Genomic DNA, 15255 nt, shown 5'->3' with positions numbered 1-15255 from the left:
CACGTTCACGTGGTACCTGACGCGAAGCATGGGAGATCTACCGTGCTTCGGACCAGATACCACGTGAACGTGGTCATTGGTCCCCGGCCCGCTAGCGGGTCTGGCGCCGGATCTCGGCCTTGGCGAGGGCGTTCTTGTGCACCTCGTCGGGGCCGTCGGCGAAGCGCAGGGTGCGGATGCCGGCGAACCACGACGCGAGCGGGGCGTCCTGGCTGAGGCCGGCGGCACCGTGGGTCTGGATCGCCTTGTCCAGGATCCACTCGACGGCCTGCGGCGTGGCGATCTTGATCGCCTGGATCTCGCTGTGGGCTCCCTTGTTGCCCACCGTGTCCATCAGCCAGGCGGTCTTGAGGACCAGCAGGCGCAGCTGCTCGATGCGGACGCGCGACTCGGCGATCCAGTCGCGGACCACGCCCTGCTCGGCGATCGGCCTGCCGAACGCGACCCGCTCGCTCGCCCGTGCGCACATCAGCTCGACGGCACGCTCGGCGATGCCGAGGGAGCGCATGCAGTGGTGGATGCGGCCCGGGCCGAGCCGGGCCTGGGCGATCGCGAACCCGTCGCCCTCGCCGCCGATCAGGTTCGACGCGGGCACCCGCACGTCGGTGAAGGAGAGCTCGGCATGGCCGCCGTGGTCGTGGTCGTCGTACCCGAACACCTGCATGCCGCGCTCGATCTCGAAGCCCGGGGTGTCACGCTCGACGAGGATCATCGACTGCTGACGGTGGCGGTCGGCGTCCGGGTCGGTCTTGCCCATGACGATGAAGATCTTCGCGTTCGGGTTCATCGCGCCGGTGATCCACCACTTGCGGCCGTCGACGACGTACTCGTCGCCGTCGCGGCGGATGCTGGTCTCGATGTTGGTGGCGTCCGACGACGCGACGGCGGGCTCGGTCATGGCGAAGCTCGAGCGGATCTGCCCGTCGAGGAGCGGCTGCAGCCAGCGCTCCTGCTGCTCCCGGGTGCCGAACATCGCCAGCACCTCCATGTTGCCGGTGTCGGGCGCGGCGCAGTTCAGGGCGGCGGGGGCGAGGCCGGGGCTGCGTCCGGTGATCTCAGCGAGCGGCGCGTACTGCAGGTTCGTCAGCCCCGCGCCGTGCTCGCCGGGCAGGAACAGGTTCCACAGGCCGCGGCGGCGGGCCTCGGCCTTGAGGTCCTCGAGCACCGGGGGAGGCGACCAGTGGTCGTCGGCCTCGGCGAGCTGCTGCGCGGCCACCGCCTCGGCGGGGTGCACGTGGTCGTCCATGAACGCGGTGAGCTCGGCACGGAGCTCCTCGGTGCGGGCGTCGAACGCGAAGTCCATCGCGGGTCCTCCTGGGTGCGTCGGGTGGTCAGGCGGTGCGCGCGGCGAGACCGGCCCGGACGAGCGAGGGCACCATGGCGCCGATCGAGTCGAAGCCCTCGCCGACGGTCTGCCCGTTGACGTAGCGGTAGTGAATGCCCTCGAGGATCACCGCGAGCTTGAAGTAGGCGAGCGCGAGGTAGAAGCCGAGGTCGGAAAGGTCGCGTCCGCTGGTCGCGGCGTACCGCTGCAGGACCTCGTCGACCGAGGGGTACCCGTCGGCCAGGGCGGCGTCGGTGACGGCGCCGGCGGTGTCCTGGGCGGCCATCTCCTGGTAGGCGACCATCAGGGCGACGTCGGTGACCGGGTCGCCGAGCGTGGCCATCTCCCAGTCGAGCACGGCGGTGATCTGGTCGTCGCCGTCGACGAGGACGTTGTCGAGCCGGTAGTCGCCGTGCACGATCGCCGGCGGCGGCGACGTGGGCACGTGACCCTCGAGCCAGGCGTGCAGCTCGCCCGCACCGTCGACGTCGCGGGTGTGCGACGCGTCCAGCTGACGCTTCCAGGTGCGCACCTGACGCTCGAGGTAGCCGTCGGGGCGTCCGAAGTCGCCCAGGCCGACCTCGGCGGGGTCGACGGCGTGCAGCGTGGCCAGGGTGTCGACCAGGCGCTCGCCGATCGCCCGGGTGCGCTCTGCGCCGAGCGGCGCGAGCTCGGCGGCGCGGCGGTAGGCGGTGCCCGGCGCCTCGTCCATCACGTAGAACGGGGCGCCCAGCACCGAGTCGTCCTCGCACAGCAGATGGGTGCCCGGCACCGGGACGGAGGTGCCCGCGAGGGCCGTCATGACGCGGTGCTCGCGTGACATGTCGTGCGCGCTGGCGAGCACGTGGCCCAGCGGGGGACGACGCACGACGAGCCTCGTCGTGCCGTCGCCCACCCGGTAGGTCAGGTTCGAGCGACCGCCCGCGACGACCGTCGCGGAGAGGTCGCCCGTGACGAGACCGGGAGCGTGCGCGTCGAGGTAGCCGCGCAGCGCGTCCAGATCGAGGCCCGGGGTCTCGTCGGCCATGCTCAGTCCCTCGGTCCGCCGGCCACGTAGATGACCTGGCCGGACACGAAGCCCGAGCCCTCGCTGGTCAGGAACGAGACGGTGTGCGCGATGTCCTCGGGCTTGCCGGTGCGCTTGACCGGGATCTGGTCGGCGTTGAACTTCTTGAAGTCCTCGAAGTCGACGCCCAGGCGCTCGGCGGTGGCGGCGGTCATGTCGGTCTCGATGAACCCGGGGGCGATCGCGTTGGCGGTGACGCCGAACTTGCCCAGCTCGATGGCGAGGGTCTTGGTGAAGCCCTGCATGCCGGCCTTGGCGGCCGAGTAGTTGACCTGGCCGCGGTTGCCCAGCGCCGAGGTGCTCGACAGGTTGACCACGCGGCCGAAGCCGGCTTCGGTCATGTGCTTCTGCGCGGCCCGCGTCATCAGGAACGCGCCACGCAGGTGGACGTTCATCACCGCGTCCCAGTCGTCGACGGGCATCTTGAACAGCAGGTTGTCGCGGGTGATGCCGGCGTTGTTGACCAGGATCGTCGGCGCGCCGAGCTCGGTGGCGACCTTCTCGACGGCTGCCGCGGCGGCCTGCTCGTCGGCGACGTCGACGCCGACCGCGAGGGCCTTGCCGCCGGCGGCGGTGATCGTCTCGACGGTGCCCGCGCAGGCGGCCTCGTCGAGGTCGAGCACGCCGACGCCGTGGCCGTCGGCGGCCAGTCGCGCGGCGATGGCGGCACCGATGCCGCGGGCGGCACCGGTGACGATGGCGGTACGGGGCTGGTCGGACACGTCTGCACTCCTCGAGGGTCGGCGGTGCGCTGACTAAGCGCTCGCTTAGCACGGTAGCGCATCCCGGGCGGACGCGGGCAGGGCCCGTGCGCCGACCGTGGCAGGATCAGCCGCGTGCGCCACGTCTACGAGTGCCCGATGCGCTGGGCCGACATGGACGTGCTCGGGCACGTCAACAACGTCACCTACGTCGACTACCTCCAGGAGGCGCGGGTCGACATGTTCGCGCTCCACGAGGGGCCGCCGTCCACCGAGCCGCGCGCCGAGGGGCTGGTGGTGGCCCGCAACGACATCGAGTTCGTGCGGCCGCTGATGCTCCGCGCCGCCCCCATCCGCATCGAGATGTGGGTCAGCCGCGTCCGGGCCGCCTCGTTCACGCTCGCGTACGAGATCGTCGACGAGGTGGACGGCGAGCGCGTCGTCTACACCCGGGCGTGGAGCGACCTGACGCCGTTCCTGTTCGCCGAGGAGCGTCCGCGCCGGATCACCGACGACGAGCGCGAGTTCCTCACCCGCTACCTCGAGGAGCCGGTCGCATGAGCGGCGAGCACCGGTACGACCTGCACGTGCGCTGGTCCGACGTCGACGCCTACGGGCACGTCAACAACGTCAAGTACTTCGAGTACTTCCAGGAGTCGCGGATCAACTACCTGGACGAGCTGGTGCGCGCGGCCGGCGGCCGCTCGCTCGTCGTCGCCCGCGTGGCGGTGGACTACAAGCGGCCGATCTTCTTCCGCCAGCGTCCGTACCACGTCCACACCAGCGTGCTCCGCCTCGGCGGACGCTCGTTCGACCTCACGTCGCGGATCGTCGACCAGGAGGCCGACGGCTCGCCCCTGCTGGCCAGCGCCACGGCCGTCCTCGTCGCGTTCGACGCCGCCACCCAGCGGTCGCGGGAGTTCGACGCCGCCGAGCGCGAGTACCTGGAGAGCCAGCTCAGCTGAGCGGTCTCAGAGCTCCTCGTGGGTGTTGACCATGAAGGTGGCAGCGTGGGTGACGTACTCCCAGAACTGCCGGTCGAGCTCGGGGGGCAGGGCGGCGGCGTCGAGGCCGGCGCGGAAGTGGACGAGCCAGCGGTCGCGCGCCGTGGGCGTCACGGCGAACGGCGCGTGACGCATGCGCAGCCGCGGGTGGCCGCGCTCCTGGGAGTAGGTGGTGGGGCCGCCCCAGTACTGCTCGAGGAACCCGCGGAAGCGGTCCTCGGCGGGGCCGAGGTCCTGCTCGGGGTAGAGCGGGCGCAGGACGTCGTCGGTGGCGACGCCCTGGTAGAAGACGTGCACGATGAGCGCGATCGTGTCGTGGCCGCCGATCGCGTCGTAGAACGTCTGCCCCTCGGGCTGGGTGTCGGTCACGTGCCCATCGTCCCAGGGCCGGCGGCGTCGGGTGCGGGGGGAGTGCTCTCGCCGAGCAGCGTGTCGGCGCCGGCGGCGTGGCGCATCCACTTCACGCGCTCGGCCGCGGGGATGACGATGCCCTCCGCGTCGAAGCGGTCCTTGATCCGCTCGCGCATCTCGCGGGCCACGGCCCACTGGCGCAGCGGTGCGGTCTTGAGCACGACGCGGACGACGACGGCGTCGGCGTCCCAGCGCTCGACGCCCCAGACGTCGGGCTCCTCGATGATGTCGCCGCGGTGGTCCTCGTCGTCCCACATCTCGTGGGCGACCGACTGCAGCACGGCGCGGACCCGCGTGAGGTCCTCCTGGTAGGCGACGGGGATGTCGAGGACCGTCTGGGCCCAGTTCTGGCTCTGGTTGCCGACGCGCAGGATCTCGCCGTTGCGGACGTACCAGACCGTGCCGTTGACGTCGCGCACCCGGGTGACGCGCAGGCCGACCGCCTCGACGGTGCCGATGGCCTCGCCGAGGTCGACCGAGTCGCCGACGCCGTACTGGTCCTCGAGGATCATGAAGATGCCGGACAGGAAGTCCTTGACCAGGCTCTGGGCGCCGAAGCCGAGCGCGACGCCGATGATGCCGGCGCTCGCGATGAGCGGCGCGATGTTGTAGCCCAGCTGGGCGATCACCATGAACGCGACGATCACCGCGAGCACGATCGTGACGATGTTCTTGAGCAGCGACCCCATCGAGCTGGCGCGCTGCTGACGGCGCTGCATCGCGATGGCGTGGGTCTCGCCGAGGATGCGGTCGGCCTTGCCGTTCTGGAGCATGCCCGGCACCGTGCCCGAGGCGGCCTTCTGGGTGACCCGGTCGATGACACGGTGCAGGAGCAGGCGCAGCAGCCAGCCGAGGAACAGCAGTCCGACGATGGCGGCCGGCTTGGCGACCACCCAGTCGGCGACCTCGGCGGCCGTGCCGTTCTGGTTGGTCCAGCCGTAGACCAGACGGCAGACGTCGTTGGTGCTGTCGTCCCAGCACCGGGCCGAGTCGGTGGCGGTGGCCTCGGTTGGCAGGGCGGACGTCAGGGCGGCGTGGAGAGGCGACACGTCCCCGACCGTAACGGACGACGCGGACGGGGCAAGGAGCGTCGAGTCACACGGTCGGTCCGGGCACGGCGAGCACGACGGAGTCCTGGCGGACGCCGTCGACGAGCCGGGCCCCGACGAGCCGCGCCTCCTGCGTGAACCCGCACCGGCGGGCCACCGTCAGCATCGCCTCGTGCCCGCCCCAGGTGACGAGGTCGAGGCGGTGCACGTCGGGCTGCCCGTGCAGCCAGGACGCCCACAGCCGCAGGGCCCGCGTCCCCGTGCCGGCGCCCCAGGTGGACGGGTCGTGCAGGACGATCCCCACCCGCGCCCAGCCCGAGACCGGGTCCTCCCAGTGCCACGACACCGTCCCGACGGCCCGTCCGTCGAGGCAGACCGGCAGGCGCATCGGACGGTCCGACCGTGGGTCGCGCTGCCAGGGGTCGACGGTGAGCGCGGTGACGAGCGCCGCGCGCTGCTGCTGGGTCGGGGCGGGCAGGTAGGGCGCGTCCCAGCGCTTCCACTCGTGCCCGGCCTCCAGCCACGGAGCGACCGCGGCGACGCGGTGCACGGTCCAGGCCTCGATGGTGAGGTCGCCGTCGGCCAGCAGGACGGTGTCGACGTGACGGCTCACGGCAGGCTCATCGCCGGGCGCGACCAGTCGCCGGGCGTCGTCGAGCAGGCGTCCTCGACCTGCGCGGCCAGCGCGCAGAGCACGTGCTCCTCGCCGGGGCGGCCGGCCAGCATGGTGCCGATGGGCAGGCCCTCGGTCGACCACGCCGTCGGCAGCGACACCGCCGGCATGCCCGTGACGTTCCACGCCGCCGTGTAGGGGGTGAAGGCCTTCTGCGCCGCGAAGTCGGCTTCGGGGTCGGCGTCGTCGCGGATGCCGCCGACGGGCGCGGGCAGCTGCCCGAGCGTCGGCGTGAGCACGGCGTCGAACGGGTCCATCGCGGCGACGGCACGCGCACCCGCCTGGCCCATCGCGAGCAGGGCCTGGGCGAGGTCGGTGGCCGACGCGGCCCGTCCGCGCTCGCGGAGCCACCGGCTCAGCGGACGCAGCTGCGTCTCGGCCTCCGGCGGCACCGGCGACATCGTGGCGCTCACGGCCCAGACGGTCTCGAACGCGGGCACGGTGGTGGGGGCGAGCGGCGGGTCGACGTCGACGAGCTCGTGGCCGAGGCCCTCGAGCAGGCGCGAGGCCTCCTCCCACGCCGCGACGACCTGCGCGTCGACCTCGACGTCGGCGATCACGGGCGCGACGAAGCGGGCGATCCGCAGCCGGCCGGGGTCGCGGTCGCACCACGCGCGCCAGCTCGCGCCGTCGGGCGTGGGGGCCGCGCGCAGCGCCTCGCCGGGCACGCGGGCCGCCATGACGTCGAGGAGCACCGCGGCGTCGCGGACGGTGCGGGCGAGCGAGCCCGACGTCGACAGGCCCGTGACGTCGCCGTAGACGGGGGCGCGGGAGATGCGCCCGCGGCTGGGCTTGAGCCCGACGAGGCCGCAGACGCTCGCCGGGATGCGGATCGAGCCGCCGCCGTCCGAGCCGTGCGCGAGGGGGACGAGCCCGGCCGCGACCGCGGCGCCCGCCCCGCCGGAGGACCCGCCGGCGCTGCGCGTCAGGTCGTACGGGGTGCGCGCGGGCGGGGCGACGTCGGGCTCGGTGTAGCAGGGGCTGCCGAACTCGGGCGTGTTCGTCTTGCCCAGGCTGATCAGGCCGGCGGCCTCGAGGTTGGTCACGACGGCGTCGGAGAACCTCGGCACGTGGTCGCGCATGACGGCCGAGCCGAAGGTGGTGCGCACGCCGGCCGTCAGGTTGAGGTCCTTGATCGCGGTGGGCACGCCGAGCAGCGGCGCGAGGTCGTCGTGGTCGCCCGCGAACGCGGCGGTGGCCTCGGCGGCACGACGGCGTGCGTCGTCGGCGGTGACGGTGACGAACGCACCGACCGCGGCGTCGAGCCGACCGACCCGCTCGAGGAGGTGGTCGACCACCTCGGTGGGGGTGGTGTCGCCGCGGCGGTAGGCGGCGGCGAGGGCGTGGGCGTCGAGCTCGTGCAGGTCGGCCATCGGGCCAGCGTAGGGCGCGGAGCCGTCGGTATGATGGCGCCATGAGGCCCTCGACGAAGCCCCGCTGGACCGTCCCCGCCGCTGTCGCGGCCGCCGTCGCCACGCAGGTGGTCGCGCTGCCGGCCCTCGCGTCGGCCGACGAGCCCACCACGTGGGCCGCGGGCGAGAACCTCTCGACGCTCTACGTGGTCATCGTCTTCGTGGCGGTGCCCATCGTGCTGTTCGTGCTCATCGGCATGCTCGGCCTGATCGGCAAGCACAAGACCTATCCGCGCCCCAACCTCGGCCAGGAGCTCGAGCCCAGCGAGCAGCGCTTCGGCGAGGTCGGGGCCGCCGAGCAGCGCGACGAGGGCACCGACGCGCGCGCGGGCTCCACCGGTGGTGCCAGTGCCACGTGGTGAGCTGACCGAGGCGCAGCGCCGGCTGGTGCGTTACGCCGTGCAGGAGGCCGAGCAGGTCAGCGGCCGCAGCTTCGGCGTGGTCATCGGCCACGGCGGCGACTCGCCCCGTGCCACCGCCGAGCGCCAGCACGCGGCCATGGCCGACCCCGCCAACGCGGTGCTGGTCCTGGTCGACCCCGACGCCCGCGCGCTCGAGATCGTCACCGGCACCGCGGTGCGCCGCGTCCTCGGCGACGGTGCTGTCGCCCTCGCCGCCCTGGGCATGCAGGGCTCGTTCCTGGCCGACGACCTCGCCGGCGGCATCGTCCGCGGCCTGCAGCAGCTGGCCGAGCACGCCCGCGCACCCCGCCTGCTCCACTACTCCTGACCCCCGCCCCGGCGGTGTCCCAACCACCGCCGTCAGTCCTCGGCGGTGCCTGACCCACCACTTCTCGGCGGTCAGTCGTGGGTGCGGCACCGTGCGTCGTGGGTCCGCCACCGCCGGCTGGGACCAGAGCGCATCGAGGACCACGCGCGTCCTCGCTGCGCCTCTCCCGACCTCCGCGCCAGCCACTGGCGGCGACGGTGCGTCACCCACCACCCGCGGTGGCTCACCCACCACCCACGGCCGGATAGTGGTGGGTGAGCCCCTGCCGGGCTACTGCTGCTCGCGCCAGGCGTTGGTGATGGGGACGCGGCGGTCGCGGCCGAAGTTGCGGCGCGAGATCTTGGGGCCCGGCGGGTACTGACGGCGCTTGTACTCGGCACGGTCCACCAGCGTGACGACGCGCTGCACGAGCTCGCGGTCGAAGCCCTCGGCGACGACGTCCTCCGCGCCGAGCCCCCGCTCGACGTACGCGTCGAGCACGCCGTCGAGCAGGTCGTACTCGGGCAGCGAGTCCGAGTCGAGCTGGCCGGGGCGCAGCTCGGCCGACGGGGGCTTGCTGATCGCGTTCTCGGGGATGGGCGGGGTCTCGCCGCGACGCTCGGCCTCGGCGTTGCGCCAGCGCGACAGCTCCCAGACCAGGGTCTTGGGGACGTCCTTGATCGGGGCGTAGCCGCCGACGGCGTCGCCGTAGATGGTGGAGTAGCCGGTGGCGAGCTCGGACTTGTTGCCGCACGCCAGCACCAGGTGCCCGTGCTGGTTCGACAGCGCCATCCAGATCACCGCGCGCACGCGCGCCTGGAGGTTCTCCTCGGCCAGGCCGTCGACGTGCAGCGCCGACTGGTAGGCGTCGAAGATGGGCGCGATCGGCACGGTGTCGAGCGTCAGCCCCGTGCGGCGGGCGAGCTCGGCGGCGTCGGTGCGGGAGTGCTCGGTGGACCAGTCGCTCGGGTTGGAGACGCCGAACACCCGGTCGGCCCCCAGCGCGTCGACGGCGATCGCGCCGACGAGCGTGGAGTCGATGCCGCCCGACAGGCCCATCAGCACGCTGCGGAAGCCGTTCTTCTCGACGTAGTCGCGCAGGCCGAGGACCAGGGCGTGCCACCGCTCGGCCAGCGAGTCCAGGCGGGGGACGACCTCCTGGGCCTGCGGCTCGTACGCCGGCACCGGCTCGGACGAGACGATGGTGCGCTGGATGCGCAGACCGCCGAAGCGCTCGTCGGCGCCGGGCATCGTCGGGGTGGCGGCGGGGAGGTCGAGGTCGGCGAGCACCAGCTCCTCGACGAACTGGCGCGACCGCGCGACCAGCCGACCCTCGGCGTCGACGACGATCGAGTCGCCGTCGAAGACCAGCTCGTCCTGACCGCCCACGAGGTTGACGTACGCCAGCGCGCAGGAGCCCTCGACCGCGCGCCGCGCGCACAGGTCGAGCCGGACGTCGTCCTTGTCGGCCTCGTACGGCGACCCGTTGGGGACGACGAGCAGCGCCGCGTCGGCGGCCTTGGCGGCGGCCGACGGGCCGTCGCGCCACAGGTCCTCGCAGATCGCGATCGCGACGTCGACGCCGTGCACCTGCACGACGTTGATCGTGTGGCCGGGGACGAAGTTGCGGATCTCGTCGCCCACGCCGTAGTTCCACAGGTGGTGCTTGGCCTGCCGCGCGACGATCCGTCCGCCGTGCATGACCGCGACCGAGTTGAGCGGCGCGTTCTTGGGGACGCCCGGCGCGTCGGCCATCTCGTCGTCGCGGTCGAGGAAGCCCACGACGGCGACGAGGTCGCCCATGCCCTCCTCGGCCAGACGGGCGGCGACCGCGACGGCCGTCTCCTGCGAGGCGCGGATGATCGTGGCGCGCATGGCGAGGTCCTCGATCGGGTACCCGGTGAGCGCCATCTCGGGGAAGACGACGAGGTGCGCTCCCGCCTGGTGCGCCTGGCGGCACCGCTCGACGACGATCTCGGCGTTCCCGGCGAGGTCGCCCACGCGGGTGTTCACCTGGGCGAGGGCGAGACGCAGCTGAGGCATGCCGTCAGCGTAGTCAGGGGGTCCGTCGGGCAGACTGCTGCCATGGGCAAGCAAGAGGACTTCGTGCTGCGTGCGCTCGAGGAGCGTGACGTGCGGTTCGTGCGGCTGTGGTTCACCGACGTGCTGGGCTCCCTGAAGTCGGTGGCCGTCGCGCCCGCCGAGCTCGAGGGCGCCTTCGACGAGGGCATCGGCTTCGACGGCTCCGCGATCGAGGGCTTCGCCCGCGTGCACGAGGCCGACATGCTCGCCAAGCCCGACCCGGCGACGTTCCAGATCCTCCCGTGGCGCGGCGAGACGCCCGCCACCGCGCGCATGTTCTGCGACATCGCGATGCCCGACGGCAGCCCGTCGTACGCCGACCCGCGCCACGTGCTCAAGCGTGCGCTCGGCCGCGCCGCCGAGGCCGGCTTCACCTTCTACACCCACCCCGAGATCGAGTTCTTCCTGTTCAAGGGCAAGCCGGCCGCCGGTGACAAGCCCGTGCCGATCGACGACTCGGGCTACTTCGACCACACCGCGCGCGGCGGCGGCCAGGACTTCCGCCGCGAGGTCATCACCATGCTCGAGGCGATGGGCATCTCGGTGGAGTTCAGCCACCACGAGGGCGGCCCGGGCCAGCAGGAGATCGACCTGCGCTACGCCGACGCGCTCTCCACGGCCGACAACATCATGACGTTCCGCACCGTCGTGCGGGAGGTCGCGCTCTCGCAGGGCATCTGGGCCTCGTTCATGCCCAAGCCGCTCACCGACCACCCCGGCTCGGGCATGCACACCCACATGTCGCTGTTCGAGGGCGACGAGAACGCGTTCTACGAGGCCGGCGCGGAGTACCAGCTCTCGCGCACCGGCCGCGCGTTCATCGCCGGCATCCTGCACCACACGCCCGAGATCACCGCGGTCACCAACCAGTGGGTGAACTCCTACAAGCGCCTGATCTACGGCGGCGAGGCGCCGTCGTACATCTCCTGGGGCCACAACAACCGCTCCGCGCTCGTGCGCGTGCCCATGTACAAGCCGCACAAGGGGCAGTCGGCCCGCGTCGAGCACCGCTCGATCGACTCGGCCTGCAACCCCTACCTGGCCTACGCGCTGCTGCTCAGCGCCGGCCTGAAGGGCATCCAGGAGGGCTACGAGCTGCCGCCGGAGTCCGAGGACGACGTCGACTCGCTCAGCGAGCGCGAGCGCCGCGCCCTGGGCATCGCGCCCCTGCCCCGCAACCTCGACGAGGCCATCCGGCTGATGGAGGGGTCCGAGCTCGTCGCCGAGACCCTCGGCGAGCACGTGTTCGACTTCTTCCTGCGCAACAAGCGCGCCGAGTGGCACGACTACCGCTCCCAGGTCACCCAGTTCGAGCTCGACCGCATGATGCCCCTCCTCTGACGTCCGGCGCCGCCCTGGCGGCGTTCTCCTCGCATCGCAGGGCAAACACCGCCCAGCTTCGCTCGTCGGCCTTGCCAGGACGGCGCCGGACGCCAGAGGGGTCCGGGATGTGTCGGCGGCGTAACCTGCCGGGGTGCCGTCCACCGGATTCCTCAGCCGACTCGGGTTCACCGCACGTGACGCCGCGGACGCGCTGGAGGTGCTGGGCGACGTCCCGGACGAGACGCTGCAGCGCATCGCGCGGGCGGCCGACCCCGACTGGGCCCTGGCCACGGTGGTCGCGCTCGCCGGGCTGGGGGAGCCCGGTGCGTTCGTGCAGCGGCTCGTCGACGACCCGCAGCTCACCGAGAACCTCGCCCTCGTCACGGGGCTGAGCGAGGCGCTCGGGACGTTCCTGGTGCGCCATCCCGACGTCGTGGACGACCTGTCCGCCGCGAGGCTGTCGCCGTCGCCGCGTGACGCCGCGGAGCTGGCCGAGCTGTTCGACGACGTCCACGACCCCGACGCGCTGCGCGTCGCGTACCACCGCGCGCTGGTGTCGGTGGCCGCCCGCGACCTCGTGGGCCTGGTCGCGTTCGAGCAGACCGCCGCCGAGCTCGCCGATCTCGCCGCCGTCACGCTGTCGGCGTCGCTGCGCATCGCGCAGGAGAAGGACCCCGACGCGGCGGACGCCTGCCGGCTCGCGGTCATCGCGATGGGCAAGACGGGCGGACGCGAGCTCAACTACGTCAGCGACGTCGACGTGGTCTTCGTCCACGAGACCCCCGAGGGCGGCGACGACGACCGCGCGCGGCGCGCGGCCACCCGCCTGGCCGGCGCGATGATGCGGCACTGCTCCGAGCGCACCGCCGAGGGCACGATCTGGGAGGTCGACGCCAACCTGCGGCCCGAGGGCAAGACCGGCCCGCTCACGCGCACCCTCGACAGCCACGTCGCCTACTACGAGCGCTGGGCCCGCACCTGGGAGTTCCAGGCGCTGCTCAAGGCGCGTCCGGTCGCGGGCGACACCGACCTCGGGCAGGCGTACGTCGACGCGCTGTCGCCGATGGTCTGGGAGGCGAGCACCCGTCCGCACTTCGTCGAGGACACCCGCGCGATGCGGCGCCGCGTCGTCGACCACATCCCCGCCGACCGGATCGACCGCGAGCTCAAGCTCGGCCCCGGCGGCCTGCGCGACGTCGAGTTCGCCGTGCAGCTCCTGCAGCTGGTGCACGGACGCGCCGACGACCGGATCCGTGCCGCCAACACGATGGCGGCCCTCGACGCCCTCACCGAGCACGGCTACGTCGGCCGGCAGGACGGTGCCCGCATGCGCGAGGCGTACGACTTCCTGCGCACGCTCGAGCACCGCATCCAGCTGACGCACCTGCGGCGCACCCACCTGGTGCCCGACGACCCCGACGAGCTGCGGCGCCTCGGTCGCAGCATGGGCTTCCGCGGTGACCCGGGCGAGAACCTCGTCAAGGAGTGGCGCGCCAACGGCCGCGAGGTGGGGCGCCTGCACCACAAGCTCTACTACCGCCCGCTGCTGGAGGCCGTGGCCTCGCTCCCGGCGGACGGGCTGCGGCTCACCACGGACGCCGCGCAGGCCCGGCTGGTCGCGCTCGGCTACAGCGACCCCCGCGGCGCGCTCGCGCACATCTCGGCGCTGACGTCGGGCGTCTCGCGTCGCGCGTCGATCCTGCGCAACCTGCTGCCGGCCATGCTCGCCTGGTTCGCCGAGGCGCCCGATCCCGACGCCGGGCTGCTCGCGTTCCGCCGGATCTCCGACAGCCTGGGCTCGTCGCACTGGTTCCTGCGCAAGCTCCGCGACGAGGACGAGGGCGCCGCCCAGCTGGCCCACGTCCTCGCGTCGTCGGCGTACGTCACCGACCTGCTGCTGCGGGCGCCGGAGTCCGTCGCGATGCTCGGCCACGAGGAGGAGCTGCGGCCACGCGGCCGCGAGTCCCTGCTCACCGAGATGCACGCCGCGGCCGGTCGCCACGAGGACGCCGCCGAGGCCGTCCGCGCCGTCCGCCGCGTGCGGCGACGCGAGCTCTCGCGGGTGGGCATCGCCGACGTCCTCGACCGGCTCGACGTCGTCGAGTCCGGCCGTGCGCTCAGCGACGTCTCCATCGCCACGTTGTCGGCCTCCCTCGCGGCCGCGTCGCGGGCCGCCGCGGAGTCCCGCGGCGGCGAGCTCCCGACACGGATGGCGATCGTCGTCATGGGCCGGCTCGGCGGGCACGAGGTCGGCTACGGGTCGGACGCGGACGTCATGTTCGTCCACGAACCGGTGGAGGGAGCCGAGGAGAAGGAGGCGTCGACCGCCGCGCTGTGGATCGCCGCCGAGGTCCGACGCACGCTCGCGCTGCCCGCCGGCGACCCCGCGCTCGCGGTCGACGCCGACCTGCGGCCCGAGGGCCGGCAGGGCCCGCTGGTGCGGTCGTTGGCGTCCTACGCCGCCTACTACGAGCGCTGGTCGGCGGTGTGGGAGGCGCAGGCCCTGCTGCGCGCCGACCCGGTGATCGGCGACGAGGGGTTGCGGGAGCGGTTCGGTGCACTCATCGACCCCCTGCGCTGGCCCGAGGCCGGCACCAGCCCCGACGACGTGCGCGAGGTGCGCCGGATCAAGGCCCGGATCGACGCCGAGCGGCTGCCGCGCGGTGCCAACCGCGCGACCCACCTCAAGCTCGGACGCGGCGGGCTCGCCGACGTGGAGTGGACGGTGCAGCTGCTGCAGATGCAGCACGCGCACGAGGTGCCCGGGCTGCGCACCACCGAGACCATCGCGGCGCTGCGGGCCGCGTGCGAGGCGGGCCTGGTGACCGAGCCCGACGCCGAGGCGCTGGAGCACGCGTGGCGCATCGTCAGCCGCATCCGCAATGCCGTGGTGCTGATGCGCTCGCGTCCGGCGGAGTCGATGGTCGAGCAGAACGGCGACCGCGCGGGCGTCGCGTACCTCATGGGGTACCGCCCGGACGAGACCGAGCGAATGGTCGACGACTACCTGCGCGCCACGCGGCACGCGCACGCGGTGGTCGAGCGGGTGTTCTGGGGCTGAGCCGACTCAGCCGACGGCGCGGCGCTGCAGCACGCCGGCGCGCTCGCCGGTGGTGAGCCCGCCCCAGACGCCGTACGGCTCGCGCACCTCGAGCGCGTGCTTGAGGCACGACTCGACCACGGGGCACCGGGCGCAGAACGACTTGGCCGCGGCCTCGCGGGCGTGGCGGCGGGGCCCGCGCTCGGACTCGGGGGAGAAGAAGGTCTCCGGATCGGCCTCGGTGCACGCACCGTCGTACTGCCACTCGTAGAGGTCCATCAGCGGCATGGGCAGTCGAGCGATGCTGGCCATGGTGGGCCCCCTGTCCGAGTGGGTGGCCGGCCTCCGTCAATTGGAGGACCGAGAAGGTGAAACCGATTCGAAACTTAGTCAGATGTGGTTCGCCGCGCAAGAGGTTCTGAACAAGTTCGCGCGATTGATTTCTCGCGACGCTGTGAGCGG

The 15255-nt window shown here is 72.9% G+C and carries 15 protein-coding genes; 6 read left to right on the top strand and 9 right to left on the bottom strand.

Annotated elements, in window-relative coordinates; genetic code table 11:
- Positions 1–91 precede the first annotated feature (91 nt).
- From ACI6PP_RS01505 to fabG, 3 genes are read right to left on the bottom strand one after another with little or no spacing between them, the layout of a single operon-like run.
- Positions 92–1303: an acyl-CoA dehydrogenase family protein gene (locus ACI6PP_RS01505; RefSeq protein WP_421108459.1), complete on the bottom strand. Its 1212-nt coding sequence runs from the start codon at positions 1301–1303 to the stop codon at positions 92–94.
- Positions 1304–1331: 28 nt separating this feature from the next.
- Positions 1332–2351 (bottom strand): phosphotransferase family protein, encoded by a 1020-nt coding sequence (locus ACI6PP_RS01500; RefSeq protein ID WP_421108457.1) that lies wholly within the window; start codon positions 2349–2351, stop codon positions 1332–1334.
- A gap of 2 nt (positions 2352–2353) precedes the next feature.
- A complete protein-coding gene (gene fabG, locus ACI6PP_RS01495; RefSeq protein ID WP_421108455.1) occupies positions 2354–3112 on the bottom strand; it encodes a 3-oxoacyl-ACP reductase FabG in 759 nt (252 codons plus the stop codon).
- Positions 3113–3226: 114 nt separating this feature from the next.
- On the opposite strand from fabG, the gene ACI6PP_RS01490 reads away from it, so the two are divergent.
- Complete coding sequence (locus tag ACI6PP_RS01490) at positions 3227–3652, top strand: acyl-CoA thioesterase (protein ID WP_421108453.1); 426 nt, start codon at positions 3227–3229, stop codon at positions 3650–3652.
- Positions 3649–4056, top strand: a complete 408-nt coding sequence (locus ACI6PP_RS01485) for an acyl-CoA thioesterase (RefSeq protein ID WP_421108451.1) — start codon at positions 3649–3651, stop codon at positions 4054–4056. The genes ACI6PP_RS01490 and ACI6PP_RS01485 overlap by 4 nt, the downstream gene beginning before the upstream one ends.
- A gap of 6 nt (positions 4057–4062) precedes the next feature.
- Here the strand turns inward: ACI6PP_RS01485 and ACI6PP_RS01480 are convergent, their stop codons facing one another.
- The 4 genes from ACI6PP_RS01480 to ACI6PP_RS01465 are packed head-to-tail and all read right to left on the bottom strand — an operon-like array spanning position 4063 to position 7601.
- On the bottom strand, positions 4063–4464 hold the full coding sequence (locus ACI6PP_RS01480; RefSeq protein WP_421108449.1) for a globin: 402 nt from the start codon (positions 4462–4464) through the stop codon (positions 4063–4065).
- Complete coding sequence (locus ACI6PP_RS01475; protein ID WP_421108447.1) at positions 4461–5555, bottom strand: mechanosensitive ion channel family protein; 1095 nt, start codon at positions 5553–5555, stop codon at positions 4461–4463. Before ACI6PP_RS01475 ends, ACI6PP_RS01480 begins: the two co-directional genes overlap by 4 nt.
- 46 nt (positions 5556–5601) lie before the next feature.
- Positions 5602–6168: a GNAT family N-acetyltransferase gene (locus ACI6PP_RS01470; protein ID WP_421108445.1), complete on the bottom strand. Its 567-nt coding sequence runs from the start codon at positions 6166–6168 to the stop codon at positions 5602–5604.
- Positions 6165–7601, bottom strand: coding sequence for an amidase (locus tag ACI6PP_RS01465; protein WP_421108443.1), 1437 nt, complete (start codon positions 7599–7601; stop codon positions 6165–6167). Before ACI6PP_RS01465 ends, ACI6PP_RS01470 begins: the two co-directional genes overlap by 4 nt.
- Before the next feature lie 41 nt (positions 7602–7642).
- Here ACI6PP_RS01465 and ACI6PP_RS01460 point away from each other — a divergent pair, with 41 nt between their 5' ends.
- Together ACI6PP_RS01460 and ACI6PP_RS01455 are read left to right on the top strand one after the other, a co-directional pair.
- Positions 7643–8002 (top strand): hypothetical protein, encoded by a 360-nt coding sequence (locus tag ACI6PP_RS01460; protein WP_421108442.1) that lies wholly within the window; start codon positions 7643–7645, stop codon positions 8000–8002.
- A complete protein-coding gene (locus ACI6PP_RS01455) occupies positions 7980–8369 on the top strand; it encodes a DUF5130 family protein (RefSeq protein WP_421108440.1) in 390 nt (129 codons plus the stop codon). Before ACI6PP_RS01460 ends, ACI6PP_RS01455 begins: the two co-directional genes overlap by 23 nt.
- 270 nt (positions 8370–8639) lie before the next feature.
- Here ACI6PP_RS01455 and ACI6PP_RS01450 read toward each other — a convergent pair whose 3' ends face one another.
- On the bottom strand, positions 8640–10391 hold the full coding sequence (locus ACI6PP_RS01450) for an NAD+ synthase (RefSeq protein WP_421108439.1): 1752 nt from the start codon (positions 10389–10391) through the stop codon (positions 8640–8642).
- Between the two features lie 42 nt (positions 10392–10433).
- Here ACI6PP_RS01450 and ACI6PP_RS01445 point away from each other — a divergent pair, with 42 nt between their 5' ends.
- Both ACI6PP_RS01445 and ACI6PP_RS01440 read left to right on the top strand, forming a co-directional pair.
- Entirely contained in the window at positions 10434–11771 is a 1338-nt protein-coding gene (locus ACI6PP_RS01445; RefSeq protein ID WP_421108437.1) for a glutamine synthetase family protein, read from the top strand.
- A 133-nt stretch (positions 11772–11904) separates the two neighbouring features.
- Complete coding sequence (locus ACI6PP_RS01440) at positions 11905–14814, top strand: bifunctional [glutamine synthetase] adenylyltransferase/[glutamine synthetase]-adenylyl-L-tyrosine phosphorylase (RefSeq protein ID WP_421108435.1); 2910 nt, start codon at positions 11905–11907, stop codon at positions 14812–14814.
- 6 nt (positions 14815–14820) lie between these two features.
- Here ACI6PP_RS01440 and ACI6PP_RS01435 read toward each other — a convergent pair whose 3' ends face one another.
- Positions 14821–15105 carry a WhiB family transcriptional regulator gene (locus ACI6PP_RS01435; RefSeq protein WP_421108434.1) on the bottom strand — a complete coding sequence of 95 codons (285 nt, stop codon included), beginning with the start codon at positions 15103–15105 and terminating at the stop codon, positions 14821–14823.
- Positions 15106–15255 lie beyond the last annotated feature (150 nt).

Source organism: Solicola agrisoli, assembly GCF_049059935.1.
Classification (GTDB): Bacteria; Actinomycetota; Actinomycetes; order Propionibacteriales; family Nocardioidaceae; genus JAURVT01.
The sequence above is the reverse complement of the archived record's forward strand: the minus strand, read 5'-3'. Positions and strand labels throughout refer to the sequence as shown.

Bases quoted from the DNA above. Each gene is read 5' to 3' on its own strand.
- ACI6PP_RS01435 (WP_421108434.1), bottom strand. From the start codon at position 15,105: ATGGCCAGCATCGCTCGACTGCCCATGCCGCTGATGGACCTCTACGAG.
- ACI6PP_RS01450 (WP_421108439.1), bottom strand. From the start codon at position 10,391: ATGCCTCAGCTGCGTCTCGCCCTCGCCCAGGTGAACACCCGCGTGGGC.
- ACI6PP_RS01465 (WP_421108443.1), bottom strand. From the start codon at position 7,601: ATGGCCGACCTGCACGAGCTCGACGCCCACGCCCTCGCCGCCGCCTAC.
- ACI6PP_RS01445 (WP_421108437.1), top strand. From the start codon at position 10,434: ATGGGCAAGCAAGAGGACTTCGTGCTGCGTGCGCTCGAGGAGCGTGAC.
- ACI6PP_RS01460 (WP_421108442.1), top strand. From the start codon at position 7,643: ATGAGGCCCTCGACGAAGCCCCGCTGGACCGTCCCCGCCGCTGTCGCG.
- ACI6PP_RS01485 (WP_421108451.1), top strand. From the start codon at position 3,649: ATGAGCGGCGAGCACCGGTACGACCTGCACGTGCGCTGGTCCGACGTC.
- ACI6PP_RS01505 (WP_421108459.1), bottom strand. From the start codon at position 1,303: ATGGACTTCGCGTTCGACGCCCGCACCGAGGAGCTCCGTGCCGAGCTC.
- ACI6PP_RS01500 (WP_421108457.1), bottom strand. From the start codon at position 2,351: ATGGCCGACGAGACCCCGGGCCTCGATCTGGACGCGCTGCGCGGCTAC.